Source organism: Rhizobium sp. TRM95796 (assembly GCF_025779995.1).
GTDB lineage: Bacteria > Pseudomonadota > Alphaproteobacteria > Rhizobiales > Rhizobiaceae > Rhizobium_E.
Genome location: NZ_JAOXHE010000001.1, coordinates 643,682 through 667,806, shown reverse-complemented (window position 1 = coordinate 667,806; position 24,125 = coordinate 643,682). Strand labels below are relative to the sequence as shown.

The following is a 24,125-nucleotide window of genomic DNA, read 5'->3' as shown; positions in this document are numbered from 1 at the left end:
AGACGCGGCGCTCATGCGTAAATCTTATGGCTAGAACAAACTAACCCTTAATCCATTCGGGCCAGTTTTCGAGATCGCCACCGGGTAGACATAGCGATGGCGCACCCGGGGATGAGGCACGCTCTGTGCGAAGGTGTTCTTCACGAACAGCAAAGCGCGCCGGTCCACCTTAGCATTGCCGGTGCTCTTGCTGACGACGATGCTCTCGATTTGCCCTGCGCCGTTGGTTTTGACCATGATCTGACCAGTTGCCGGAGGTCCCATGCAGGATGCCAGCAAAATCAACAGAAAAGGGATGAAAGCCGTTCGACGCGGACAGCCACGGAAAATACGCATGAGAACCCAATGAAGTTGAAGCAATGGAAATTTGCAAAAATCTTTCATCTTTACGCTATCAACGGCGTTCGATCGGTTCAATGGAAAACAATTTGTCCGACGCCCTTTTCGTTCGGCCCTTGTCCGGATAATGCAAGCTCAACGTATTGCTGCTGCGAAAGGATGATCCATGGACCGCGCGCATGATCCGAGCGAATTGGAAATGGTCGTGCTGATGACGCCAGACATGGCGAATTTTTCCGGCAAGGTGCATGGCGGCGCGCTGCTCAACCTGCTCGACCGTGTCGCCTATTCCTGCGCCTCGCGCTTTTCCCAGCAATATGCGGTGACGCTGTCGGTCGATCAGGTCGTGTTCCGTCAGCCGATCCATGTCGGCGAGCTCGTCACCTTCTGCGCCTCGGTGAATTACGCCGGCCGCACCTCAATGGAAATCGGCATCCGCGTCGAGGCCGAAGAAATCAGGAGCGGCGAACGCCGCCACACCAATTCCTGTTATTTCACCATGGTCGCGGTCGATGCGGCGGGCAAGCCGACGTCGGTGCCGAAGCTCGCGGTCGACAGCGATGTCAAGAAACGGCGTGAGAAGGCGGCGCTCGACCGCCGCGCGTTGCGACAGGAATTCGAACATCGCTTCAAGAAGGTCAAGGCTGGGGAATAAGAAAACTCACCCCACCAGATGCCGGTAGGCCACCACGAAGATCCAGGCGATGACCAGCATCACCAGCGACGGCGCGCGCAGCCCGATCAGGGCGGCGACGATCATGGTCAGCGTCACGTCGAGACCGTCATAGACGAAGGCGGGCGCCACGAGGGCGGCGAGGACGGCGGCGGGGACGGCGTTGAGCGCCGCTTCCATGCGCGGCGAGATCGTCTTCATCGAACGGATCAGCACATAGCCGCCAGCGCGGGTGAGATAGGTGGCGACGGCGGCCGCCAGGATGGTGAGGGCGAAAGTCGGATCCATATCAGGCCTTCCTTTCGCGGACTGGCAGAAGCGTGGCGACCAGGATGCCGAACAGCGCGCCGATGCTGATATGCCAGGGCGAGCCGACCAGATGCTTGGCGAGGATGGCGGCAAGTCCGCTCGCCAGCACCGTCGGCAGCCAGTTGTCCTTCTTGCGGAAACCGAGGGTCAGACCGAGGAAATAGACGGTCAGCAGCACGTCGAGACCGAGCGCGCGGGGATCGCCGACCAGCGAGCCGAAGATCGCCCCGAGCACGGCGGTGATCTGCCAGGTGATGTAGAAGGTCAGCCCGAAGGAGACGTACCAGGTGAAGGTCAGCGGGACGCCGCTCTCTGCCCGCTTCAGGCTTTCGGCGAATTGCGGATCGACCATCAGGAAGAAGGCGACGAGCTTCTTGCCGAGCGAGAAATGCTCGATGTGATTGGCGAGCGCAGCCGAATAGAGGATGTGGCGGAAATTCACGGCGAAGATCGAGGCCACCACCAGCCAGGGCGCGACATTGTGGCGGAAGAGCTCGATGCCGACCAGCTGGCTCGCGCCGGCGTAGATCGTCATGTTCATCAGCAGGATCTCGCTGATCGACAGGCCCATATTGGTCGACACGGCGCCGAGCAACACGCCGAAGGGCAGGGCGCTTAGCAGCGACGGCAGCGTGGCGCGCATGCCGGAGAGTATTTCATCGCGATTCATGAGGTTTTCCGTCGAGAGGCCGACGTCTTTTAGCCGTTCGGGCCGTCAAGACAATCTCGACTTGTTGATCGGTTCATAAGACTGCGTGATGAACAGGCCGTTGGGCGTCATCCACCGCTGCGAGACCGGCGCGCACGCCGCAAGCGGCGATCACCCAAAAGCTCGCCATCAGCAGCATGCATTCGGCGCGCATGGCCTCGGACAGATAAAATCGTTTGCCGTCGTCGCCTGACGGCCGCAGCGCGCCTGCTTCGACCGCGGCGCGGAACAGCAGCTTGATCTGCGGCCGCGACACCGCGAAGGCCTTGGATAGGGAGGCGATGGAGGCGGTCATGGGCTGATCGACCGGCAGTCCTTCGTCGTCGGTCGACAGCATGAGGCTGAACAGGATCAGGAAACCGGCTTTCTTGTCGGCGAACATCCTGGCGAGCGGGCAGGAGGCCATCGGCCGCTCGCGCCCCAGATAGGCCTGGCAGGCGCCGATGATGAAGGCTTTCTCGAAGACGGGATCGCCGAGCCGCGCGAGCCCGAGGCGGCCTTCTGGCAAGACAAGGCTCATCGACCTCAGCGTATTGGCGATGCGTTCGCGGAAGGCGGCGCGCAGTTTGTCGGTTGGCGTGAGCCGGAGCGAATGGCCGCGCCGCGCTTCGGTGACCGTCTCCACATGTTTGGCGAACCGCATGACCCCCAGCATGGCGGAGGCGCGACCCTGGCTGCAGAGGCCGGTGTCGGCGCAGGCGGCCTTGAAGCGATTGACCGTCAGCCCGGAGCCGGCAATGGCGGGATCGTAGAGAGCGTCGAAATAGAGCGCCATCCAGGCCATCATCACCCGGCCGCGATCGCTGGCGACCAGATTGAGAAGCGGTCTGTGTTCGAAATGAGCGACATAGCGCCGGGCGAAGTCGCGCACGGCGCGCGGCATGTCGGGCAAGGCCAAGAGGACGCCGATGTCGTCCCGGAAACGGGAGGCCTCGCCGCTGATGTCGATGGCTGCGTCGGGTGTCACGCTTTCCCTTCCTCGTCATGGCGTCGCTTCTTCCGGCGAACGGACCAGAGACAGTATGACATGTTCCTGGGAGGCGGGTGAGCCAAATTTTTGCAGTTGCTTTTCCCGGGATTGGCTTTCATGCCCATAGCGGCGGATCTCGGGGCGGCAGTCCCGAGGCGCCAAGGCGAAGGCGCCCGGTCACGCGGTCCGGCGTATGATTTCTCGGCGTCTCACCCCGGAACGCCGATGGCCCGGCGCGGACTTGCCCCCGCGTCGGGCGCCCGTTTCAAACGCGCCGCGACAATCGTTACAGCTTCTGACGCTTCATCTGGAACGTATGGTCTTCGCCCGGGAATGTTCTCGCCTTCACTTCTTCGGCATAGGCGGCCGCGGCGGCGGAGATCTCGGGCGCGAGATTGGCGAAATGCTTGACGAAGCGGGGCTTGAAGGTTGTGAACACGCCGAGCATGTCGTCCGACACCAGCACCTGGCCGTCGCAGGCTGCGGAGGCGCCTATGCCGATCGTCACGGCTTTCAGGCCTGCGGAGATATCCCGCGCCACCGGCTCGATCGTGCCTTCGATGACCATCGAGAACGCGCCGGCGTCGTCGATCGCGCAGGCGTCGCGGCGGATCTTTTCGGCTTCGGCGTCCGACCGGCCGAGCGAGCGATAGCCGCCGGTGGCGTTGACCAGCTGCGGCATGAGGCCGACATGGCCCATCACGGGAATGCCACGGCTCGACAGGAAGGCGACGGTCTCGGCCATTTCCTCACCGCCTTCGAGCTTGACGGCGGAGGCCCCGGTCTCCTTCATGATACGGGCGGCGGTGCGGAAGGCCTGTTCCTTGCTCTCCTGATAGGAGCCGAACGGCAGATCGACGACCACGCACGCCTCCTTGGAGGCGCGCATCACCGCCTGGCCATGGGCGATCATCATTTCCACGGTCACCGATACGGTCGATTCCATGCCGTAGACCACCATGCCGAGGCTGTCGCCCACCAGCAGCAGGTCGCAATGCGGATCGAGCAGCTTGGCGATGGGCGCGGTATAGGCGGTGAGGCAGACGACGGGACGGGCGCCCTTGAGCGCCTGGATCGATGCCGCGGTGCGGCGTTTCTGCTGGGGCTGGACGCTCATGGGCGGTCTCCGTTCAGGCGGGGCGGGCGGAGGCCCCGGCGGGGACCAGCACGCGGTTGTCCAGCAATCGGGTGGTCCCGAAGCGGATGAAGAGCAGAATGAGGGCAGGGGCGTCGCCGATGCGATCGAGACGCTCCAGCGTCTCGGCATGGCGGACTGCCACGACGTCTGGGGCGGCGAGCGGTTCCTTGCCGATGAATTCGGCGACCGACCTCTCCAGAGCGGCGGGATCGCGCTCGCCCCCGTCGATCAGGCGCTGGGCTTCATCCAGCGCCCGCGGCACGACGGCGGCGGCGCGGCGTTCTTCCTCGGTGAGATAGACATTACGCGAGGAGCAGGCGAGACCATCGGCCTCGCGCACCGTCGGCACGCCGATCACCTCCACGGGCTGGGCGAGATCCTCGGCCATGCGCCTGATGATCTGCAACTGCTGGTAATCCTTTTCGCCGAAATAGGCTCGGTCGGGACCGGCGATGTTGAAGAGCTTGGTGACGACGGTGGCGACGCCCGCGAAATGGCCGGGGCGGACTTCGCCCTCCAACTGCGCGCCTAGCTTCGGCACGTCGACCACCGTTTCCATCGGTCGGGGATACATGTCGCTCACCCCGGGCGCGAAGAGAATGTCGACGCCGCCCTCGCGCAGCATGGCGCTGTCGCGCTCCGGCGCGCGGGGATATTTGTCGAGATCCTCATTGGCGGCGAATTGTAGCGGATTGACGAAAATCGAGGCGACCACGACGTCGTTTTCCGCGCGGGCGCGGCGCACCAGCTCCATATGCCCCTTGTGGAGATAGCCCATGGTGGGCACGAGGCCGATGGTTTTTCCGGCGCGGCGATGGTCCCGCAGACGCTCCTGCATGGCGGCGATCGTCGTGATGATCTGCACATGTCCTCCCCGGCGGTCTTCCGCCTTGTTGCGAGGTGGTATAATCGTTGCAGTGCAAAAGCACAATATGCAGGCACAGACACGCTGAATCTGCTCGCTTTTCCGGCTGTTCAAGGGATAAAGGCGTTCGCGCATGCAAAATATGCATGGCTCCCATTCCGACTTGCCTCTTACAAAATCAATTCGAGTGAATTATCTTTTGATCATAGTCAGGACGGAAACGGACTGACGAGGACATAAAAAAGTTTCGGCCTAGCGGCCACAAACTCTTCATGTTCCCAAGGACTGGCGGCATCCTCCTCCTCCCAAGCCGCACGTTCTGGACATGATATTGTCTTTCGGAAGCACTCCTCCTCCTCCCAGCTTCCGGAAGACTGGTCAGCCTTGCTGATCGAAGGCGGCGCCCTCCTCCTCCCGGCGCCGCCTTTTTTTGTGCGCGATCGGCGGGACTTCCTTGCGGATGGGGAGGGGAGGCGCTCTCAGCGCCTCAGTTCGATCGTCACCCAGCCGTTCATCCAGGTCGTCTTCACATGCTTGAGGCCGGCGCCGTTATAGGCGGCGATCACCTTCCAGCGTTGCGCGGCGAGAATGCCCGACAGGATGACCGTGCCGCGATCGGACAGGTTCCGGACCAGTTCCGGCGCGAGCTTCATCAGGGGACGGGCGAGGATGTTGGCGATGATGAGGTCGAAAGGGCCGTGCTCGCTGAACACCGGATGATGAAAGCCGGGCGCGGTGGCGAGATGAACGCCGTCGGAAATACCGTTGAGGCGGACATTGTCGCGCGCCACCCGGATCGCCACCGGATCGATGTCGGTGGCGACGACGGGTATGCGCGCCATTTTGCGCACGGCGATGGCCAGCACGCCGGAGCCGGTGCCGAGATCGAGCGCATTGGCGACCTTGCGCGATTTCAGCACGCGGTCGATGGCGTTGAGGCATCCGGCGGTGGTGCCGTGATGGCCGGTGCCGAAGGCCTGGCCGGCGTCGATCAGCAGGCCGATATCGTTGACCTTGACCTTGTCCTGGTCATGGCTGCCATGGACGAGGAAGCGACCGGCGCGGACCGGCTTCAGACCTTCCAGCGATTTGGTGATCCAGTCGATGTCGGGCAGCACCTCGCGCTCGACCGTGAGATCCGGAAAGGCCTGGCTGACCAGTTCGCCGAAGACGACGGCGATATCGGCCTCCTGCTCGGCGGTCATATAGATCGAAGCTTCCCAGATCTCCTGGACCTCGTCCACCTCCTGGGTGGCGATGGCGTAGTCCTCCTCGCCGAACAATTCGGACAAAGCGTTGAGTACGGCTTCGGCCACGGGCTCCGTCGTGGTCACATAGAGGCGGATTTCGCTCACGGTCAGTTTCTCGCAATCAGATTCTTGAGTTTTTGGACGGCGACATCGGGATTTTCGCCATAGGCGATGGTTCCTGCGAAGCGACCCTGCCTGTCAAGCAGGAAGACCGACGCCGTATGGTCCATCGTATAGTCTTCGTCGGGTTTCGCCGGATCCGTCGGCACCTTCTTGAAGAAGACCTTGAAGCTCCGCGCCATGGCCTCGACTTTGGAAGGCTCGCCGGAAATGCCTGTGATCCGGTCGGTGACGTTGGAGAGATACGTCCCCAGCGTCTGCGGCGTGTCGCGGGCGGGGTCGATCGACACGAAATAGGCCTGCATCTTCGACTTGTCGGGATCGACCGATGTGAGCCATCCCGTGAGCTCGTAAACGGTCGTCGGGCAGATTTCCGGGCAATGGGTGAAGCCGAAGAACAGCGCGGTCGGCTTGCCGCGGAAGGCCTGCTCGGTGATCGGCTGGCCATCCTGCCGGGTCAGCGCGAAGGGGGCGCCGAAGGGCTCGTCCGACAGTGCCGTCTCCTGTTGCTTCGCGGTTTGCCACAGCCAGACGAACAGACCCGCCATGACAGCGGCCAATACGAAGAGAACGATGCGGACGGTCTTCATGATGTCATTCCTTCCTGGCGCATGGCGAGGCTGCCATCGACGTTGAACAGGCATTGATCAAAAATCGGCGTCCGCTGCAAGGCGACAAATCGAAGCTTTGCAAATTTGACGAAGAACCTTCGCCAGTGTGCGCCTGGGTTGCGCCCGCAACATCTTAACAGTCGATTAACCCAGCAATATTAATCTGCGGCAAGAAAGCAGAATGGGGATTACAGCCACCGTTAACTACTTCGCAGCCATCCGTGAATTAGGGTGCTCTAAAGATTTATCTGGCAGACGGCGGGGCCAATGGAACAGAAACGATCCCTCTCAGTCAATCAGCGCCTGCTGTCGATCGGAGCAGCGGCGATTTTGGGCTTTGGCGCCATGGTCGGCGTCGGATGGCTGCAGAACCGCGCCGCCATCCAGATGCTCGAAGAAGCGCAGGCGCTGCGCGACGACGTCGCCGTCGTCCAGCAACTCCGGATCGACAATCTCGGTATGGTGCTGGCGGCGATGGATGCGATCGTCGACAGAGCGGAAAAGAAGGTGGACCCCGAGCGCATCACGTTGATGTCGCAATCGCTCGATCGTTTGAAACAGGCTGAGCCGCTTTTGACCTCCCTTGCGGCGACTGTCGGAAATTCGAGCTTGGTGCAGACCTATACAAGCGATGTCGAGGCCATTCGCGCATCGGTGCTTACCGACCTGCCGCGGCTCATCGAGCAGGGCGCCCCCGATGGCGACTTCGCAGCCATCGACGATGCGATCGATGGCGCCGGCGAACGGGTGAGCATGCTCCTCGCTGAACTCGCGCTCGAGGGCAAGGCGAGAGCTGACGCTTCCGTCACTGACGCGAAAGCCGTCACGCAGAACGCCCTCTACATGCAGATTCTACTCGGTCTGATCGGCATCGGCGTGATGTCGATCCTCTTTCCTATCCATTCCGCCGCCATCCGTCGCGGGGTCTACGCCATCCGTGACGGGCTGGAGCGGATGCGCAACGACGATCTCGATTCGAAGATTGACGGCGGTGAACGCGGCGACGAATTCGGCGAGATGGCCCGCGCCGCTGAAGCCCTGCGGGCGACCGGTCTGGAAAAGCGCCTTTTCGCGCAGAACGCCAACCAGGAGCGCGACCGCAACGACCGGGAACGCTCGGAGCGCGACGCCGCACGCCGCGAGGAGGAACAACAGGTCCGCTTCGCCGTCGACAATCTCGCCAACGCGCTGGCGCGGCTCGCCGACGGCGATCTGACGGTGCAGATCGACAAGCCGTTCCGTGAAGATCTTGAGCGAGTGCGCGAGGACTTCAACCGCGCCATGGACAAACTGCAGTCCGTCATCGCCGAGGTGAAGAACAATTCCGCCTCCATCGAAGCAAACGCCTCACAGATGCGCGGCGCCGCCGACGATCTTGCCCGCCGAACCGAGCAGCAGGCTGCGTCGCTCGAAGAGACGTCGGCCGCGCTCGAGGAAATCACCGCCACCGTCAAGAAATCGTCCGAGCGCGCCGAAGAGGCGACCCGCATGGTCGACGGCACCAAGGCGAATGCGCAGCAGTCGAGCACCGTCGTCTCCGAAGCGATGAACGCCATGGAGCGCATCGAGACGGCCTCCAACGAAATCGGCAAGATCATCAACGTCATCGACGAGATCGCCTTCCAGACCAATCTGCTCGCCCTGAACGCCGGCGTCGAAGCGGCGCGGGCCGGTGAAGCAGGCAAGGGCTTCGCGGTGGTCGCCCAGGAAGTCCGTGAACTCGCCGGACGCGCCGCCGGCGCCGCCAAGGACATCAAGAGCCTCGTGGCGCGCTCCAGCGGCGAAGTGAAGACCGGGGTCGAACTGGTCACCGCCACCCGCGACGCGCTGGTCGACATCGCCGCCGAAGTGTCGCGGATCAACGAGATCGTCCGCGAGATTTCCACCACCGCTCAGGAGCAGTCGGTCGGCATCCAGCAGATCAACAGCGCCATCAACCAGATGGATCAGATGACCCAGCAGAACGCCGCGATGGTCGAGGAGACCAACGCCGCCAGCCATACGCTGGCGCAGGATGCGGGCGGCCTGACCTCGCTGATGAAACAGTTCCAGATTTCCGCCACCGCCGGCCGCTCGGCCGCCTTCTCCTCCGGCGGCTCCGATCAGGCCGCGTCGCAGCCGCGCCAATCCGCGCAGCCGTCTTCGCCGCCGGTGCGCGCCAAATCCCTCTTCGCTCCGGCCAAGCCGGCCAGCGAAGCCTCGCGACCGCGTCCGTCGCCCGCCAAGAATCTGGTCGACAAGCTCGCAGGAGCTTTCGGCTCGAAACCCGCCGCTTCGGCGGTCTCCAGCTCCAACGCCAACAACTGGGAAGAGTTCTAACATGAGCATGACGATCAAGCAGTCCGGATCGCACCTCGAAATCGTGTCGTTTCACCTTGGCGATCAGGAATTCTGTATCGATATCATGGCGATCCGCGAAATCCGCGGTTGGGCGCCTGTGACGCCGATGCCGCATACGCCGGCCTATGTGCTCGGCCTGATCAACCTGCGCGGCGCGGTGATTCCGGTCATCGACATGGCCTGCCGCCTGGGCATGAAGATGACCGAGCCGTCCGAACGTTCGGCGATCATCGTCACCGATATCGGCGGCAAGCTGGTGGGTCTTCTGGTCGAGCAGGTCTCGGACATGATGACGATCAAGAACGACGATCTGCAGCCGGCCCCGGAAATCATTCCGGAAGCCCAGCGCGCCTTCTGCCGCGGCATCGTGGCGCTCGAAAAGTCGATGGTCTGCTTCCTCAACCTCGACACGGTGATCGCCGACGAGCTCAAGCAGGCTGCCTGAGCCGAAACGACCTGAGCATACATTCAGCGCGGGAGCCCAGTTGGCGGGGTCCCGCGCCTTCAGCGTTTATGCGCCTTACTGCGGCTTGCCTTCCGTCCACGTGACCTGCTGATTGAAGAGCGGCACGGTGGAGATGGCCATCTTCGCCGATCCTTCGACCACTTCGCGCGAATGGATCAGATAGATCAGCGTGTCGTTCTTCTTGTCGTAAATACGGTTGACGACCAACGATTTCCACACCAGCGACAGGCCCGAGCGGAAGACTTCCTCGCCATCCTCGTCCAGATCGATGTCGCCCAGGGTGATCGGCCCGGTCTGGCGGCAGGCGATGGAACTGTTGGACGGGTCCTCGAACCAGTTGCCCTTGCGCAGACGATCGATGACCCCGCGATCGAAATAGGCGACATGGCAGGTGACGCCTTGAACCTTCGGGTCCTGAACGGCGTCGACGACGATGTCGTTGCCGGTCCAGTCGACGCCGACTTCGCCGACCCGATCGGCCGCGAGGACGGGCGAAGCGCCCGCCGCCGCCATCAACGCTCCGAATGCGGCGCGCTTCCAAATCTTCATGCTCGTCTCCTCGTGATGATCGCATCTGTCCTGAGAGTGGTCACGCGGGCCACCGCTTTCAAGATCAGGAAAAATTTGTCGGCACGTCTTCGCCTTTCCTGCTGACGATCGTCAATCGGAGGCGCAGCGACGCGAGCCGCGACAAGCACTTAGCGCGGCGCGCCTTCTCAGCTGTCATGAAATGCGGTTGAGCGAGGTCAAGGCGGTGGCGTCCGGCGGGTGTAGCCTTTCATCACTGCTGATGAAGGAGCCGCGTCATGCGCAACATCGTCGAACTCTTCACGCCATTCGTCATCCTGCTCGGACTGATCGGAATTGCCGCCGCGATCGAACTCGCCATGGGCATTGGCCGGTCGGAAGTGGCGGCTGGTCTCGATCCGCGACATCAGGCGCGGATCCGCAACCTGCATGGACGCTTTTCGCGCCGCCTGCCGAGCCGTCGTTGATCGGCGCTCAGCCATCGTCCCATAGGAGGGGAGAGAGCCATGTTTCGCCTTGTCGCCATGATTTATGTTCTGGTCGCCACCGTCATGATGGGGTCGGCCGTCACCGCCCTGCTTGCCGCCCGCATGAGCGAGGGCTGGCAGATCGGCGGCGCAGCGCTCGCCGGCGCGGTGCTGGCGATACCGGTCGCCTGGCTGGTCGGACGTCAGATTTACAACAATACCGGCCGCCGCGCCTGAGGGCCAATCCCGGACTGGATTCGGGGCTCCGGGAGGGGGCCGTGAGACGAGGGGCGTGAGGTCTATGCGGCCTGGTTGCCCAGGAGACTCAAATGGGGGAAGTTCTCTCCCGAGCCCTGGACAAGATCGTCCGTCACTTTTTCCGCCCAGCGGAAACCGGCGATGGCCGCGTCCTTCGTCTCGAAAAATTGGTTTGACTGGATCAGCGCAGGACCCGCGCCCTCGACCACGCTGACGGCGCAGCCGACGCCGGCGCGACGGATGACATTGCCGGTGACGGAGACATTGCGCAGATAGGGCCCCCAGCCGATCTGAAGACCCCAGAGCGGCGCGTTCTCGACGACGTTTCCGGTTACGGTCGTTTCGGCTTCGGCGGATATGCCGATGCCGAAATACTGGCCCTCCTGCACATAGGGCCCTTCGGCGCGCAGGTTGCGGACGATATTGCCGCTGACCACGCCGAGACGTCCGCCTTCGTTGAAATTCACCACCGCGATACCGTTGGCCGCGCCGTCGATCTGGTTCATGGCGATGATCGCGCCTTCGAAACCGAATTCCGAATAGATGGCCATTTCGCCCGACGCCAGGCACTGGTTGCCGAGGATCTGCACATTGGAGCCTGCATTGGAGCGGACGGCGGAGAAGGCGCAGTTGGAGATGTGATTGTTGGCGACGATGACGCCGTCGGCGCGGAAGACGTTGACGCCGTTGCCGTTTTCGCCGGTGCCGCCGGATTTGGCGGCGATGCGCTCGACGCGGTTGCCGGTGACGATCGTGTCGTCGGCGCCCTTGCTCCAGCGATGGACGAGAATGCCGCCATTGCCGCAATCGAAGACGTGATTGCCGGTGATCTGCAAGCCCGTCGATTCCACCGCATAGAGGCCGCTCTCTGTGGCGCCCGACAGCGCGTTGTCGGCGATACGCCCGCCCGAGCGCTCCACCCAGAGGCCGAATTTGGGGCTGCCGCGCAATTCCAGGTCGGCAATGTCGACGACGGGGACATTGCGGAGCGTCACCAGCCCATTCTGATCGTCGGCGAGCCAGCGATTGGCGCCGTCGATCGTCAGACCAGCCATCATGACGCGCTTCGACCCCTCCGCCTGCATGAAACGACCCGAGCCGGTGTAGACGAGCTGCGTCGCGCCCGGCACGCCGCTCAGCCGCACCGTCTCGGGCAGCGTGATGTCGGAGATTTCATAGCGTCCCGGAGGCAGGAAGATCGGCGCGTCGCGCTTGGCGGCGGCGTCGAGCATGGCCTGGAAGGCGCGGCTGGCCGGATCGACCGCGCCCGGCCGCACGCCGAACTCCTCCGAATTGAGCGCGCCGCGAAAGCCGGTGACGTCCTGTGCCAGTGCGCTGCGCGTCGAGGCCGCGACAGCCGCCGCCGCCGCCGTCAGCAGATTTCGCCTCGTCCATGCCGCGCCAGCCGTCATTGTCTTCTCCCGTCAACCGCCCGCCAGAATGGCCGAGATTGCCTAATCGCAGGTGAAGGCCCGGACGGAAGCGGCGCGCCGACAGCGGAAAAGGCCAAACCTGCGGGAAATCGCCAAGACAATCCTTAGCCGCGCGGCGAATGTCGCCCTTCACCGATCGGAACCGATCTGGCCGGGGGTGGAGGCATGCAGCATGGGCAAGGGGCGGATCGAGGCCTTTTCGGATGGCGTCATCGCCATCATCATCACCATCATGGTGCTGGAGCTCCGCCCGCCCGAAGGCGAAGACTGGAGCGCGATCCTCAAGCTCTGGCCGGTGTTTCTTTCCTATGTGCTGAGCTTCGTGAATGTCGGCATATGCTGGAGCAATCACCATCACATGCTCTCGCGGGTGACGCGGGTCGACGGCCGCATCCTCTGGCTCAACCTGCATCTGTTGTTCTGGCTGTCACTGATGCCCTTCGCCACCGCGGTCATGGGCGAGGGCGCCTTTTCCCGATTCGGCGTCGCGCTCTATGGCGCCGACCTCTTCCTCTGCTCCGCCGCCTATAGCCTGCTCGTCCGCGCCTTTCGCGCGCTGCATGGGCCTGAGAGCGATTTCGCCCATGCGATCGGCCGCGACGTCAAAGGCGCCGCCTCGGCGCTCGGCTATGCCGCTGGCTTCGGCCTGTCCTTCCTTTCGCCCGCGCTAGGCCTCGCCGTCTATGCCGGCGTGACGGCGATGTGGTTCATCCCGGACCGGCGGTTCGTCCGTCCGTCAGCATAAGCTCCGCGCCAGTTGGCTATGCGATGGCGGAAGGCGGAAAACCTTCTCGCGGAGTCCCGACATGAAGACGCGCACGTTCAAGACAGTTTTGGCTCTTACGCTTTTGTCTGTACCCTTGGCCGGCTGCCTGAGTTCTCCCGAGGATCTCAATTTCTACGACACCGGCTCCACCGACGCCGACCGTTTCGTGGCGCAGACCTATCCGGTCTGGGCGCGTCCGGTGGTGGTCAAGAAGAAGACGGTGTTCACCTCCGACGTCAACGAGATCAAGCCGACGGTTGTCTATCAGGACACTGCGGGCTATCCGATCGCCTCAGCTGCAACGACCGGCGCGATGATGCAGCATCCGTCCTTGATGTATGCTCAGCCCAAGCTGCGCGTCGCCGCCTATGCCGAATTCGAAGAGGGCGGTCGCCGGGTGCCAGCCGTGCCGGTGGAAAATGTCGATCCCGAATTCCTGCGCAAGGAAGTCGCCTACAAGACGTCGGAACAGCCCGGCACACTGGTGGTCGATACGCGCTCGCGCCATCTCTACCTCGTGCTGGGCAATGGCCGCGCAATGCGCTACGGCGTCGGCATCGGTCGCCAGGGCTATGCCTGGAAGGGTCGCGGCGTGATCCAGTTCAAGCGCGAATGGCCGCGCTGGACGCCGTCCGAGGACTACGTCACCAATAAGCCGGAGATGAAGATGTTCTCGGCCTCCTATGGCGGCCTGGTCGGCGGCGTCAACAATCCGCTCGGCGCCCGCGCACTCTATATCTTCGCCGACGGCAAGGACACGCTGTTCCGCGTCCACGGCACGCCGGACTGGAAGTCGGTCGGCAAGCAGGTTTCGTCCGGCTGCATCCGCATGTTCAATCAGGATGTCGTCGATCTCTATCGCCGCGTCGGCCGCGGCGCACAGATCGTGGTGAAGTGATCACGCCTCTTCGAGATTGCGCCTGACCCGGCGCAATCCGTCCATCAGCGCCTGCATCTGTTGAAGGTCGCAGCCGATCGCCTGGCCGATGGTCTTCAGCACATTCTGCGCCCTCGTTTTCAGGATCACGCCCGACGTGGTCAGCGCGATCATCACCTGGCGTTCGTCCTCGCGGCTGCGTTCGCGCCTGATATAGCCGGTCTTTTCCAGTCGTTTCAGCAGCGGCGACAGTGTGCCGGTGTCGAGCCCCAGCGCCGCGCCGATCTCTGTCACACTCGCGGCGCGTTTTTCCCATAGAACAAGCATCACGAGATATTGCGGATAGGTGAGGCCGAGCTCTGTGAGCAGCGGCCGATAAGCCTTTGTGAAGGCGTGGCTCGCCGCATAGATGGCGAAGCAAAGCTGGTTGTCGAGGCTCAAGGGGTCGTCGGTCATGGCAGTCTCCTGATCCCATCCATACACGCCGAAATGAATTTTGTAAAATTATATTGCGCACAACATAATTGTGCACTATATAGCTTCTGTCAAATCCAAACAGGGAGACAGAAATGCCCATTCTCTACACCACCCGCGCAACCTCCACCGGCGGCCGCGTCGGTTCCTCCAAGACGGATGACGGCAACCTCTCCGTCAACCTGACCTCGCCGAAGGAACTCGGCGGCGACGGCGCGCCCGGCACCAATCCGGAGCAGTTGTTCGCAGCCGGCTATTCCGCCTGCTTCCTCGGCGCGCTGAAATATGTCGCCGGCCAGGCCAAGGTGAAGCTCTCGCCCGAAACCCATGTCACCGCCACGGTCGGCATCGGCCCGCGCGAAGACGGCACGGGCTTCGGCATCGAAGTGTCGCTGTCGGTCGATGTTCCGGATGTCGATCGCGCGGTTGCGGAAGATCTGGTCGCCAAAGCCCATATCGTCTGCCCCTACAGCCATGCGATGCGCACCTCGACCGAAGTTCAGGTCACGCTCGCCTGATCCGGATCAACCGATCCGACGCAAATCCTGCCGCAGGCGATCCATGTCGCCCTGCGGCATTTCTGTATCCAGCGCCTCATGCTCGGATTTCCACACGGGCAGGGCGCGGGCGAGGACATCGAGGCCGGCTTCCGTCAGCAACAGCAGCCGGGCGCGGCGATCCTTCTCGCTCGGAATAACTTTCAGGAGGCCGTCGCGTTCCAAGGGCTTCAGCGCCGCCGTCAGCGTGGTGCGGTCCATGGCGAGAAGGTCGGCCACCGCTGACAGAGGCGGCGGCTCGGGCCGGTTGAGCGACATCAGCAGAGAAAATTGACCATTGGTGAGGCCGAACGGTTTCAGCGCCTTGTCGAAGCGGCGGGCCAGCGCGCGGGCGGCGCGCTGGGCATGCAGGCAAATGCAGTGATCCTTGACGAACAGCGTGGTTTGAAAGGGGACGGCGCGTTGAATTGACATGGCCTATATATGTTGATATCAACGTAAATGTCAAGTCCAATGGCGAGGAGGAAGCCTGATGGAGCATGAAGTCGTATCGCGTGAACTGTGGCTCGAGGCGCGCAAGGCGCTGTTGGTGAAGGAGAAGGCGCTGACCCGGCAGCGCGACGCCGTCAACAAGGACAGGCTGGCGCTGCCCTGGGTGAAAATCGACAAGGACTATGTCTTCGAGACGGAGGCAGGGCCGGCGCGCCTTGCCGATCTCTTCGCCGGCCGCAGCCAGCTGATCATCATCCATTTCATGTTCGGGCCGGACTGGGAGGCGGGATGCCCCGGCTGTTCCTTCGGCGCGGACCATATGGACGGCGCGCTCGTGCATCTCAATCATCACGATGTCAGCCTCGTGACGGTGTCGCGCGCGCCGCTGCCGAAGCTTCTCGCCTACAAGAAGCGGATGGGCTGGAAATTCCCGTGGGTGTCCTCGTTCGGCAGCGATTTCAACTTTGATTTCCACGTTTCCTTCACGCCCGAGCAACTGGGGGCGGGGGAGGTCGACTATAATTTCACGACGATCCCGTCCGAGAAGGCGCATGACGAACTGCCGGGCCTGTCGAGCTTTTACAAGGGCGCGGACGGGGCCATCTATCACACCTATTCGCAATATGCGCGTGGCGGGGAGGAGACGCTGGGAACGATGATGTTCCTCGATCATGCGCCGCTCGGCCGGAACGAGACATCGACGCTGAGCTTCATCCGGCGCAATGACGAGTATGAAGACGCGCCGAAGGCAGGCTGCTGCCATTCATAAAGCCAAACGACATTTTGAGCCGGGCGAGACCCGAGGGAGAAAACGATGCAAGGACAATTCATCTGGTACGAATTGATGACCACGGACACCGACGCCGCCGTCAAATTCTATGGCGATGTGGTCGGCTGGGAGGGGCGTGACGCCGGCATGCCGGGCATGGATTACAAGCTCGTCGGGCCGCCCGGCGTTCCCATGGGAGCAGCCGGCGTCATGCCGCTGACCGAGGATGTGAAAGCGCGCGGCGTGCCGTCCAATTGGACCGGCTATATCCATGCCGACGACGTCGACGCCATGGCGGAAACGTTCAAAGCCGAGGGCGGCGCGATTCACCGCGAGCCGGAGGACATTCCCGGCATCGGCCGCTTTGCGGTGGTGGCAGATCCGCAGGGCGCGGTCATCTGCCTGTTTGCGCCCGACACGCCGGATGAGCCAATGCCGGAAGGGCCGGCGCCCGGCTCCCCCGGCTCCTTCGGCTGGAACGAACTGCATACCAAGGACGCAGCCTCCGCCTTCGAGTTCTACGCCCGCCACTTCGGCTGGCGAAAGGACATGGCGGTGGATATGGGACCGGACTACGGCGTCTACCAAACCTTCGCCCAGGACGGACGCGCCATCGGCGGCATGATGAACAAGCGGCCGGAGATGCCGGTGTCCTGCTGGAGCTTCTACATCGCCGTCCCCTCCATCCGCGCCGGCGCGGCCAAAGTGGCGGAGAATGGCGGACAGGTGCTGATGGAGCCGCATCAGGTGCCGGGCGGCAGCTGGATCTGCGCGGCGCTCGATCCGCAGGGCGCGGCCTTTTCGCTGATGTCGCAGAGCGAGTGAGAGAAGAGAGGGGCGTCGACGCGCGCGACGCCCCCATCATCCCGTCATTTACTTCAGGGTGACCTGCCCGAGCGCCGCCGCGCTCGACACTAAAGCGGTGCGGGCTTCGTCCCAGGACCGGTCGCCGTCATACAGGGCGGAACGGAGATAGGCCCAGGTCAGCCGCTGGGTCGCCGCCAGGCGATCCGGATCTTCGTCGTCGGTCTCCTTGGCGTCGTAGCCGGCGATGCCGCCCAATCCATGCTTGCCGCCGTGGAGAGTCAACATTGCCTCCGCGCCCGGCGCATGATGAAAGGCGTCGGCGTGCCAGGACGGGCCGCGATGGGTGAGGTGCGGGCTGTCGTCGGCGTCGCCGACCACCACCAGCGTTTTCGTCGTCAATGTCGAGTAATCCGGGTTCAGACTGGTGTAATGAGTTCTGGCGTGCTCGCTCAGACTATCGCCGCCATTGCCCGGGGCCGCCAGCAGCACGCCCGCTTTCACGCGCGGCTCCATCATCTCCACATTGATCGCCCGGTCGTCCGCCGTATCGGTGAGGCGTGCGCCGAGCATCAGCCCCACGGTCTGGCCGCCGAGGGAGTGGCCGACAGCGGCGATCCTGTCGCGGTCCAATCTGCCGGCAAGCGCCGGCGCCATGGCTTCGATCTCGTCGAGTTGGTCGAGGATGAGTTTGAAATCCTCGACCCGCGACCGCCAGAAAAACGGGGCGCCCGGCGCATCGGGACCGAGGCCCGCCACCTTCGAGTTGCCATGCGTCGGCTGGATCACAACGAAACCCCGTTCGGCGTAGAAATGGGCGAGCGGCGCATAGCCGTCCTTGGACGGAATGTAGAGGGAAGGGCCATGACCATGCGACAGCAGGATGATCGGCAAGCCGTCGCCGGTCATCGGCGCGGTGATGCGCAGTTCGAGCGGCGCGCCGCGGGCCGGCGCCGCCAGGACGAGGGGGCTGATAGAGATGGTCGTTTGGGCGTCGGCCGCTGGAAGCGCGCGGGCGAGCGAAATCAGATTGTTCATGGGGACGATCCTTAAAGGGGTAGCGAAAGGCTGCGCGAACCGTTAGAGAAGAGATAAACGGAACGAAGCTCCGTTATAAAAGGATCAATGTTCCGTTTATGAATTTTATATACGGAACGCCGCTCCGTTTTGCAAGCGGCGGCAGTCGTTTTTCGCCACGAGCAGGAGGTGCGCCTTGATGGAGCCGGAAGACAGCGGGGCTGCGCCCCGGCGCGGCGTGCGCGCCGACGCCAGGCGCAACGAAGACGCCATTCTCGATGCGGCCAAACATGTCTTTGCCGAAACCGGCGTGGATGCGCCGGTGCGCCAGATCGCCGAGCGAGCCGGGGTGGGCGTCGGCACGCTCTATCGTCGGTTTCCGCAGCGCTCGGATCTCGTCGCTGCCGTGTTCCGCCGCGAAGTCGACGCCTGTGCGGAGGAAGGCCCGATGCTGGCCGCAAAGCTGCAGCCGGCGGAGGCGCTGGCGCAATGGCTGAAGCGCTATACGGGTTTCATCGCCGCCAAGCGCGGACTTGCGGCCGCGCTCCATTCCGGCGACCCCGCCTATGAGGCCCTGCCGGATTATTTCCGCGCCAAATTCGAGCCGGTGCTGGCCGCTCTTCTCACCGCAGCCGCCGAAGCGGGCGAGATCCGCGCCGATATCGCGCCCTATGATCTCCTCCGGGCCGTCGGCAATCTCTCGACCGCTTCGGGCGAGGATGGCGCGGCGCATGCTGCTCGCATGGTGGATCTGCTGATCGATGGGCTGCGCTTTGGCGCCGGGCGGGGCTGAACGCGGTCTCTCACCTCTCCCGCGCCAGGCCTTGCCGCGGTAGAGAATTCAGCCATGATGCCATTAGAACCTGCCTCACCACCGGATCCGCCCCATGTATACGCCGCACGCTTTTCTCGTCGACGATCTCGCAGATATCAGGAGGATGATGGCTGCCTGCCGGCTCGCCAATTTCGTCACCGCCACCTCCGATGGACCGATGGCGACGCCGCTGCCGATGTTTCTCGATGAGAGCGAAGGTGAAGGCGGCGTGCTCTACGCCCATCTCGCGCGTCCCAACCCGCACTGGAAAGCAAAGCCGATCGGGCCGGGGCTGGCGATCTTCATGGGGCCGGACGCCTATGTGACGCCGTCCTGGTACGCGTCCAAGGCCGAGCACGGCAAGGTCGTGCCGACCTGGAACTATGAAAGCGTGCACGCCTCGGGCCCGGTGGAGTTCTTCGACGACGCGGAGCGACTGCTCGACGTCGTCACGCGCCTCACGCGCCTGCATGAAGACGGGCGCACATCGCCCTGGGCGGTGTCGGACGCACCCGAAAGCTACATCGCCGGCCAGCTGCGCGGCATTGTCGGCTTGCGGATGCCGATCGAAAAGCTCGAAGGCAAGCGCAAGATGAGCCAGAACCGCAGCGAGGCGGATCGGGCGGGCGTGCGCGAAGGTCTCTGCGCGAGCAGGGAGGCGATGGACCGGGTGGCGGCTAAGCTCGTGCCATAGGCTATTCAAGAGGTCTTCGCGTCAGCTTTGCTTTTCGCCGGGGCCCTTGCCGTCGCTGCTGCGCGACCGCTCTTCGACGCGCGCGGCGCCCTTCTTCAGATCAGAGCCCTTCTCGGCTTCGACCTTGCGTTCTTCGCTGGCCGCAGCCTCGTGCAGTTTCCGGGATGATTGCTTGCCTTCAGGCGTCGGCGCTTGTTCCGTTCCCATCTTATCCTCCTGTAGCGTTTGGGTTGTGCTGGAAGAACGGGGGGAGATTTCGAAGGTTCCGCGAGGCCCACCATTCTCTGTTCATAGAACGCTCAGATTGATGATCATGTCTTTCCGGAAGTTCGGCATGAAGCTTTTCATGGTCTTGTGGGCAGTTTCTGAATAATTCGCAGCGCGCTGAAATGCCGGCGAGCGATGATATTACCGAAGTCGTTCGAAATCCGCGTTGTTCACGAACGGAGATTTGAACGAGCCGCGAAAGATCGTCACGGCTCTGCAGCCGCGAGTTGCTTTCAACTCTCGTCTTTTAAAAATTGCGTCTCCACTTAAGAAAGCTTACATTGAGAATGAAGGCGTCTTCTTGCCGCGTTTCGACATCAAAAAGGGGCAAGCGCCCATTCGCATACCGAGAAAGCTCAATTGGGTTTTGCACAATCGCAGTTTGAGGCCTTTGCGCTCGATATCCGCGGCCAAAGAGTGAGTTCAGTTTGGCGGGGGAACGGGTCGGCATTGTTCGTTGAAGTCGGCGCTTTGTTTGCCGATCCAAACATGAAAAGCGGGTTTGGTCGGCGGTTGATCGGCGAATTCGGGATCATGATCCAGTGGAGTTGGCGCATCGAAGGCGAGACCTCCATTCTCTGCGGCAGTTGGACTGAGGAAGATGATTGGGAAAGACATTTCCAGTCCTTAGTCGGCCGTCGTGTGGAAGATCTCTCCCTGTTTGCCCGGTTGCCGGAACTCAATCTGGCTTTGGAAGGCGACACTTATGTCGTGACGTTCAATACGGGGGGCGAACAGCCCGAATGGGCTTTGTTTAGGAGAACCCCCGAAAAAGGGACATTTATGACGCTCCATGTCGATAACGGATGCGTGGTTGAAGAAGCGCGGCCGTAAGCGCCGTTAACGCCGCAAACTCCCCAAGATCCCCCGCACGATCGCCGCGCCTACCGCGGTGGCCACCGAGCGGGCGGCGGATTTCATGGCGGCTTCCATGATGGTTTCGCGCTGGTAGCCGGTTTTTTTCTGCTGCTGCGCTTCGGGCTTGGCGTCGGTCCCGAAGCCGGGCAGGGTCCAGCCGCCGATGGTGATCGAACCGTCTTGTCCGGCGGGCGTGGAGGAGGGCGCGGTCTGAGGCTGCTGCGCCTCGGTCTGCGCTTGCGCGGCTGCCTCGGCTTTCTTCGTCAGGATTTCGAAGGCGCTTTCGCGGTCGAAATCCTCGTCATACATGTCGCGCACCGGGCTGACCGACAGCACCTGGCGGCGTTCGTCTTCGTTGATCGGCCCGATTCGCCCCGATGGCGGCCGGATCAAGGTGCGCTCGACGACGGAGGGCGCGCCCTTGCCTTCGAGCGTGGAGATCAGCGCCTCGCCGGTGCCGAGCGTCGTGATCACGTCGGCGCAGCTGAAATCGGGATTGGGGCGGAACGTGTCGGCGGCGGTCTTCACCGCCTTCTGTTCATTGGGCGTATAGGCGCGCAGCGCATGCTGAATGCGGTTGCCGAGCTGGGCGAGCACCGTCTGCGGCACGTCCATCGGGTTCTGCGTGACGAAATAGACGCCGACGCCCTTGGAGCGGATCAGGCGCACGACCTGTTCGACGCGCTCGATCAGCACCTTCGGCGAATCCTTGAACAGGAGGTGCGCCTCGTCGAAGAAGAAGACCAGCTTGGGCTTGTCGGGATCGCCGACCTCGGGCAGTTGTTCGAAGAGTTCCGACAGCAGCCAGAGCAGGAAAGTGGCGTAGAGGCGCGGATTCATCATCAGCCGGTCGGCGGCGAGCACCGAGATCGCGCCGCGACCGTCGTTCGTGGTGCGCATGATGTCGGTGATCTTCAGCGCCGGTTCGGAAAACAGCTTGGTCGCGCCCTGCTGTTCGAGGATCAGCAATTCGCGCTGGATCGAACCGACCGAGGCCTTGGAGATGAAGCCGAATTTGGTCGAGATGTCCTGCGCGTTCTCGCCCATATAATTGAGCATCGCCTGGAGATCCTTGAGGTCGAGCAGGGGCAGGCCGCCCTCGTCGGCGATCTTGAAGGCGATGTTGAGCACGCCTTCCTGCGCATCCGAGGCGTTGATGAGCCGCGACAGCAGCAGCGGGCCCATTTCTGTCAGCGTGGTGCGGACGCGGTGGCCCTTTTCGCCGTAGAGATCCCAGAAGATTGCCGGAAACTGCTGGAAATCATAGTCGGTGAAGCCGATGTCCTTGGCGCGCTTGTCGAGGAAATCCTTGAATTCGCCCATGGCGGCGACGCCCGAGAGGTCGCCCTTGATGTCGGCGCAGAAAACCGGCACGCCGGCATTGGAAAAGCCTTCGGCCAGCACCTGCAAGGTGACCGTCTTGCCGGTGCCGGTGGCCCCGGTGATCAGTCCATGGCGGTTGGCGAATTTCAGATCGAGATATTCCGGCTTGTTGACAGAATCGTCGGGCTTGCGGCTCGTTCCCAGATAAATCTTGCCATCGACCAGCATATCGTCCTCCGGATAGTGTCAGATGCCCTGTACATAATTGAAACATGAGGGATTTGCTATAGAGGGAAGAGAGGCGGCGAACGTTGCGGACGCCTCACGCGATGGGGAAGAGACGGCGCCGCCGCCTTGCCCTCGGGCGCAACAGTTATTACATTGACGTAAACGTCAACTCAGGAGGATAGAATGGCGGATTTGGTGACCGAGGTCGCGGATGCGGTGGGAATTGAAGCGGATGTGGCTTCCCAGGCGATCGGCTATATGTTGGCGTTCCTGCGCAAGGAAGGCGATGACGCTGCGGTGGAAAAAATGATCGCCGCCATTCCCGGCGCGGCTGAGCTCGCCGATGGCGCAAGCGCGGGCGGCGGCGGAATATTCGGCGCCATGCTCGGCGGCGGCATCATGGGGCTGGGTCAGAAGCTGATGAGCCTCGGCCTCGGCATGGGTGAAATTACCGCGCTGGCGAAACAAACCATGGCGGTTGCGCGTCAATACGCAGGAGACGAGACCGTCGACGCCGTTATCGCCTCGGTTCCCGGTCTTTCGCAGTTCGTCTGATCCTCGGCGAGCCTGCGCGACAGGATTTCTCGCCTTGCCCCTTTTGCTGGGCGAGATATGTGCTAGAAGCAAGGCAGCCTTGCGGAAGTGGAGATTATGTTAGATGCAACTGGATGAAATGCGTTTGGAGGAGCATGCCGGCTATCTTTGCAAGACGATGTCTCGTCTGATGGCGTCTCTTCTGCAAGACCGGCTCAAAACTCTCGGCATTGCTCCGGCGCAATTTGCGGTCATGCTCGCGATCGATCAAACCGGATCTCCGCTCCAGAAGGATATTGTCGAAGCGCTCGATCAGGAGCAGGCGACGGTGGCCAACACGCTGGCGCGCATGGAGCGTGACGGCCTGGTGGTGCGAAGCCCCTATGAAAAGGACGCCCGGGTCCAGAAAGTCTCGCTTACTCCTCGCGCCAAGGAAATCTGGTCGGAAGCGCTGGAAAAGGCGACCGAGCTCAACGAATTGGCCCTTTCGGCGCTGACGCGGGAGGAGCGCGACAGCTTCATTCTGCTGATGCAGAAGGTCATCTACAAATTGCGGGCCGAAAACGGCAAGCCGCCTCAGGAATGGGAAGAGCGCTGCGGGCGCAATTTCTCGGGCTGTCCGGAAATGCTGGCGCGTGAATGCGCCGAAACCGAGGTGGAGATCGCCTGAGCGATCGCCCTCTCTCTGCGCGGCAGGGTTCATCTCGAATGTCGAAAGGCCGGCTTGGACCGGCCTTTCTCATAGATGCGGCTTATTCGGCGTCGCTGTCCATGTCGGCGTCGCTATCGTCGGCGGTCGACGCCGGCGACTTTTTCATTGCGTCGGACTGGGCCGCATCCGCCTTGGCCGGTTTCGGCCGCATGACGCGAACGACGTCCTTGCTGAGCACCGTGCCGATTTCGGCTTTGCCGGTCTTCTTGTCGACGACGCAGAGAGCCGCGCCGCGGGCTTTTTCCGCTTTCAGCCGTCCATGCACGAGCGCCAGACCATAGGTTTCGCTGCCGGTAGGATCGACGACCACTTCGACGCGGCGGAATTCGGCCTTGGCGGCCTCGGCGCATTTCGTCTTCACGTCTTCGTTGAATTTCGCCCAGGCGTCCGGCGAGGAGGCGGAGGCCGTCAAGGGCGCCGCCAGCACGGCGGCCGCGGCCAGGACGAGGATGTTACGGGATGGCATCGAGATGTCTCCAGTTGATTTTCTGACGGTGACACACCGCCCGAAGCGACAATGCTT

The 24,125-nt window shown here is 62.7% G+C and carries 31 protein-coding genes; 15 read left to right on the top strand and 16 right to left on the bottom strand.

Annotation, left to right across the window (positions count from 1 at the left end):
* Positions 1 to 30 precede the first annotated feature (30 nt).
* Entirely contained in the window at positions 31 to 237 is a 207-nt protein-coding gene (locus OCK01_RS03235; RefSeq protein ID WP_263822671.1) for a hypothetical protein, read from the bottom strand.
* A 268-nt stretch (positions 238 to 505) separates the two neighbouring features.
* Here OCK01_RS03235 and OCK01_RS03230 point away from each other — a divergent pair, with 268 nt between their 5' ends.
* Positions 506 to 994, top strand: a complete 489-nt coding sequence (locus tag OCK01_RS03230; protein WP_263822670.1) for an acyl-CoA thioesterase — start codon at positions 506 to 508, stop codon at positions 992 to 994.
* A 6-nt stretch (positions 995 to 1,000) separates the two neighbouring features.
* Here the strand turns inward: OCK01_RS03230 and OCK01_RS03225 are convergent, their stop codons facing one another.
* The 7 genes from OCK01_RS03225 to OCK01_RS03195 all read right to left on the bottom strand — a co-directional run bounded on the left by OCK01_RS03225 (position 1,001) and on the right by OCK01_RS03195 (position 6,963).
* A complete protein-coding gene (locus OCK01_RS03225; protein ID WP_182829003.1) occupies positions 1,001 to 1,300 on the bottom strand; it encodes an AzlD family protein in 300 nt (99 codons plus the stop codon).
* A gap of 1 nt (position 1,301) precedes the next feature.
* The gene (locus OCK01_RS03220; protein ID WP_263822669.1) at positions 1,302 to 1,991 is read right to left on the bottom strand and encodes an AzlC family ABC transporter permease; all 690 of its coding nucleotides are present in this window, start codon (positions 1,989 to 1,991) and stop codon (positions 1,302 to 1,304) included.
* 73 nt (positions 1,992 to 2,064) lie between these two features.
* Positions 2,065 to 2,997, bottom strand: coding sequence for a hypothetical protein (locus tag OCK01_RS03215; protein WP_263822668.1), 933 nt, complete (start codon positions 2,995 to 2,997; stop codon positions 2,065 to 2,067).
* A gap of 289 nt (positions 2,998 to 3,286) precedes the next feature.
* Complete coding sequence (gene panB, locus OCK01_RS03210; protein WP_263822667.1) at positions 3,287 to 4,117, bottom strand: 3-methyl-2-oxobutanoate hydroxymethyltransferase; 831 nt, start codon at positions 4,115 to 4,117, stop codon at positions 3,287 to 3,289.
* 13 nt (positions 4,118 to 4,130) lie between these two features.
* Positions 4,131 to 5,003 carry a pantoate--beta-alanine ligase gene (gene panC, locus OCK01_RS03205; RefSeq protein ID WP_263822666.1) on the bottom strand — a complete coding sequence of 291 codons (873 nt, stop codon included), beginning with the start codon at positions 5,001 to 5,003 and terminating at the stop codon, positions 4,131 to 4,133.
* A 479-nt stretch (positions 5,004 to 5,482) separates the two neighbouring features.
* Positions 5,483 to 6,358 (bottom strand): 50S ribosomal protein L11 methyltransferase, encoded by an 876-nt coding sequence (locus tag OCK01_RS03200; RefSeq protein ID WP_263822665.1) that lies wholly within the window; start codon positions 6,356 to 6,358, stop codon positions 5,483 to 5,485.
* Between the two features lie 2 nt (positions 6,359 to 6,360).
* Entirely contained in the window at positions 6,361 to 6,963 is a 603-nt protein-coding gene (locus OCK01_RS03195; protein WP_263822664.1) for an SCO family protein, read from the bottom strand.
* A 288-nt stretch (positions 6,964 to 7,251) separates the two neighbouring features.
* On the opposite strand from OCK01_RS03195, the gene OCK01_RS03190 reads away from it, so the two are divergent.
* Complete coding sequence (locus OCK01_RS03190; RefSeq protein WP_263822663.1) at positions 7,252 to 9,303, top strand: methyl-accepting chemotaxis protein; 2,052 nt, start codon at positions 7,252 to 7,254, stop codon at positions 9,301 to 9,303.
* Between the two features lies 1 nt (position 9,304).
* Entirely contained in the window at positions 9,305 to 9,769 is a 465-nt protein-coding gene (locus OCK01_RS03185; protein ID WP_137157961.1) for a chemotaxis protein CheW, read from the top strand.
* 75 nt (positions 9,770 to 9,844) lie between these two features.
* Here OCK01_RS03185 and OCK01_RS03180 read toward each other — a convergent pair whose 3' ends face one another.
* Positions 9,845 to 10,303, bottom strand: coding sequence for a CreA family protein (locus OCK01_RS03180; RefSeq protein ID WP_246697678.1), 459 nt, complete (start codon positions 10,301 to 10,303; stop codon positions 9,845 to 9,847).
* Positions 10,304 to 10,596: 293 nt separating this feature from the next.
* On the opposite strand from OCK01_RS03180, the gene OCK01_RS03175 reads away from it, so the two are divergent.
* Both OCK01_RS03175 and OCK01_RS03170 read left to right on the top strand, forming a co-directional pair.
* Positions 10,597 to 10,785 carry a hypothetical protein gene (locus OCK01_RS03175; RefSeq protein WP_263822662.1) on the top strand — a complete coding sequence of 63 codons (189 nt, stop codon included), beginning with the start codon at positions 10,597 to 10,599 and terminating at the stop codon, positions 10,783 to 10,785.
* A gap of 39 nt (positions 10,786 to 10,824) precedes the next feature.
* Positions 10,825 to 11,022, top strand: coding sequence for a hypothetical protein (locus OCK01_RS03170; protein WP_263822661.1), 198 nt, complete (start codon positions 10,825 to 10,827; stop codon positions 11,020 to 11,022).
* Positions 11,023 to 11,084: 62 nt separating this feature from the next.
* On the opposite strand, the gene OCK01_RS03165 is transcribed toward OCK01_RS03170, so the two are convergent.
* Positions 11,085 to 12,455: a TIGR03808 family TAT-translocated repetitive protein gene (locus OCK01_RS03165; RefSeq protein WP_263822660.1), complete on the bottom strand. Its 1,371-nt coding sequence runs from the start codon at positions 12,453 to 12,455 to the stop codon at positions 11,085 to 11,087.
* Positions 12,456 to 12,648: 193 nt separating this feature from the next.
* Between OCK01_RS03165 and OCK01_RS03160 the strand changes: the two genes are divergently transcribed.
* Complete coding sequence (locus OCK01_RS03160; RefSeq protein WP_263822659.1) at positions 12,649 to 13,221, top strand: TMEM175 family protein; 573 nt, start codon at positions 12,649 to 12,651, stop codon at positions 13,219 to 13,221.
* A 61-nt stretch (positions 13,222 to 13,282) separates the two neighbouring features.
* Positions 13,283 to 14,140 (top strand): L,D-transpeptidase, encoded by an 858-nt coding sequence (locus tag OCK01_RS03155; protein WP_263822658.1) that lies wholly within the window; start codon positions 13,283 to 13,285, stop codon positions 14,138 to 14,140.
* On the opposite strand, the gene OCK01_RS03150 is transcribed toward OCK01_RS03155, so the two are convergent.
* On the bottom strand, positions 14,141 to 14,575 hold the full coding sequence (locus OCK01_RS03150; RefSeq protein WP_263822657.1) for a MarR family winged helix-turn-helix transcriptional regulator: 435 nt from the start codon (positions 14,573 to 14,575) through the stop codon (positions 14,141 to 14,143).
* A gap of 113 nt (positions 14,576 to 14,688) precedes the next feature.
* Here OCK01_RS03150 and OCK01_RS03145 point away from each other — a divergent pair, with 113 nt between their 5' ends.
* The gene (locus OCK01_RS03145) at positions 14,689 to 15,111 is read left to right on the top strand and encodes an organic hydroperoxide resistance protein (protein ID WP_137157952.1); all 423 of its coding nucleotides are present in this window, start codon (positions 14,689 to 14,691) and stop codon (positions 15,109 to 15,111) included.
* 6 nt (positions 15,112 to 15,117) lie between these two features.
* Here the strand turns inward: OCK01_RS03145 and OCK01_RS03140 are convergent, their stop codons facing one another.
* The gene (locus tag OCK01_RS03140) at positions 15,118 to 15,564 is read right to left on the bottom strand and encodes a MarR family winged helix-turn-helix transcriptional regulator (protein WP_182829019.1); all 447 of its coding nucleotides are present in this window, start codon (positions 15,562 to 15,564) and stop codon (positions 15,118 to 15,120) included.
* A 58-nt stretch (positions 15,565 to 15,622) separates the two neighbouring features.
* Here OCK01_RS03140 and OCK01_RS03135 point away from each other — a divergent pair, with 58 nt between their 5' ends.
* Complete coding sequence (locus tag OCK01_RS03135; RefSeq protein WP_263822656.1) at positions 15,623 to 16,351, top strand: DUF899 domain-containing protein; 729 nt, start codon at positions 15,623 to 15,625, stop codon at positions 16,349 to 16,351.
* Positions 16,352 to 16,396: 45 nt separating this feature from the next.
* The gene (locus OCK01_RS03130) at positions 16,397 to 17,176 is read left to right on the top strand and encodes a VOC family protein (RefSeq protein WP_263822655.1); all 780 of its coding nucleotides are present in this window, start codon (positions 16,397 to 16,399) and stop codon (positions 17,174 to 17,176) included.
* 48 nt (positions 17,177 to 17,224) lie between these two features.
* Here OCK01_RS03130 and OCK01_RS03125 read toward each other — a convergent pair whose 3' ends face one another.
* Positions 17,225 to 18,193 carry an alpha/beta hydrolase family protein gene (locus OCK01_RS03125; RefSeq protein WP_263822654.1) on the bottom strand — a complete coding sequence of 323 codons (969 nt, stop codon included), beginning with the start codon at positions 18,191 to 18,193 and terminating at the stop codon, positions 17,225 to 17,227.
* A 178-nt stretch (positions 18,194 to 18,371) separates the two neighbouring features.
* Here OCK01_RS03125 and OCK01_RS03120 point away from each other — a divergent pair, with 178 nt between their 5' ends.
* Positions 18,372 to 18,965 (top strand): TetR/AcrR family transcriptional regulator, encoded by a 594-nt coding sequence (locus OCK01_RS03120; RefSeq protein WP_263823147.1) that lies wholly within the window; start codon positions 18,372 to 18,374, stop codon positions 18,963 to 18,965.
* A 94-nt stretch (positions 18,966 to 19,059) separates the two neighbouring features.
* Positions 19,060 to 19,680, top strand: a complete 621-nt coding sequence (locus tag OCK01_RS03115; RefSeq protein WP_263822653.1) for an FMN-binding negative transcriptional regulator — start codon at positions 19,060 to 19,062, stop codon at positions 19,678 to 19,680.
* Positions 19,681 to 19,701: 21 nt separating this feature from the next.
* Here the strand turns inward: OCK01_RS03115 and OCK01_RS03110 are convergent, their stop codons facing one another.
* Positions 19,702 to 19,887 (bottom strand): hypothetical protein, encoded by a 186-nt coding sequence (locus OCK01_RS03110; RefSeq protein WP_263822652.1) that lies wholly within the window; start codon positions 19,885 to 19,887, stop codon positions 19,702 to 19,704.
* 420 nt (positions 19,888 to 20,307) lie between these two features.
* Here OCK01_RS03110 and OCK01_RS03105 point away from each other — a divergent pair, with 420 nt between their 5' ends.
* The gene (locus OCK01_RS03105; RefSeq protein ID WP_263822651.1) at positions 20,308 to 20,781 is read left to right on the top strand and encodes a hypothetical protein; all 474 of its coding nucleotides are present in this window, start codon (positions 20,308 to 20,310) and stop codon (positions 20,779 to 20,781) included.
* 6 nt (positions 20,782 to 20,787) lie between these two features.
* Here OCK01_RS03105 and OCK01_RS03100 read toward each other — a convergent pair whose 3' ends face one another.
* Positions 20,788 to 22,356, bottom strand: a complete 1,569-nt coding sequence (locus OCK01_RS03100; protein WP_263822650.1) for a helicase HerA-like C-terminal domain-containing protein — start codon at positions 22,354 to 22,356, stop codon at positions 20,788 to 20,790.
* 183 nt (positions 22,357 to 22,539) lie between these two features.
* Between OCK01_RS03100 and OCK01_RS03095 the strand changes: the two genes are divergently transcribed.
* Together OCK01_RS03095 and OCK01_RS03090 are read left to right on the top strand one after the other, a co-directional pair.
* Positions 22,540 to 22,911, top strand: coding sequence for a hypothetical protein (locus tag OCK01_RS03095; protein ID WP_182829027.1), 372 nt, complete (start codon positions 22,540 to 22,542; stop codon positions 22,909 to 22,911).
* Between the two features lie 103 nt (positions 22,912 to 23,014).
* Positions 23,015 to 23,560, top strand: a complete 546-nt coding sequence (locus OCK01_RS03090) for a MarR family winged helix-turn-helix transcriptional regulator (protein WP_263822649.1) — start codon at positions 23,015 to 23,017, stop codon at positions 23,558 to 23,560.
* A gap of 82 nt (positions 23,561 to 23,642) precedes the next feature.
* Here the strand turns inward: OCK01_RS03090 and OCK01_RS03085 are convergent, their stop codons facing one another.
* On the bottom strand, positions 23,643 to 24,068 hold the full coding sequence (locus tag OCK01_RS03085) for a hypothetical protein (protein WP_263822648.1): 426 nt from the start codon (positions 24,066 to 24,068) through the stop codon (positions 23,643 to 23,645).
* Between the last annotated feature and the right edge of the window lie 57 nt (positions 24,069 to 24,125).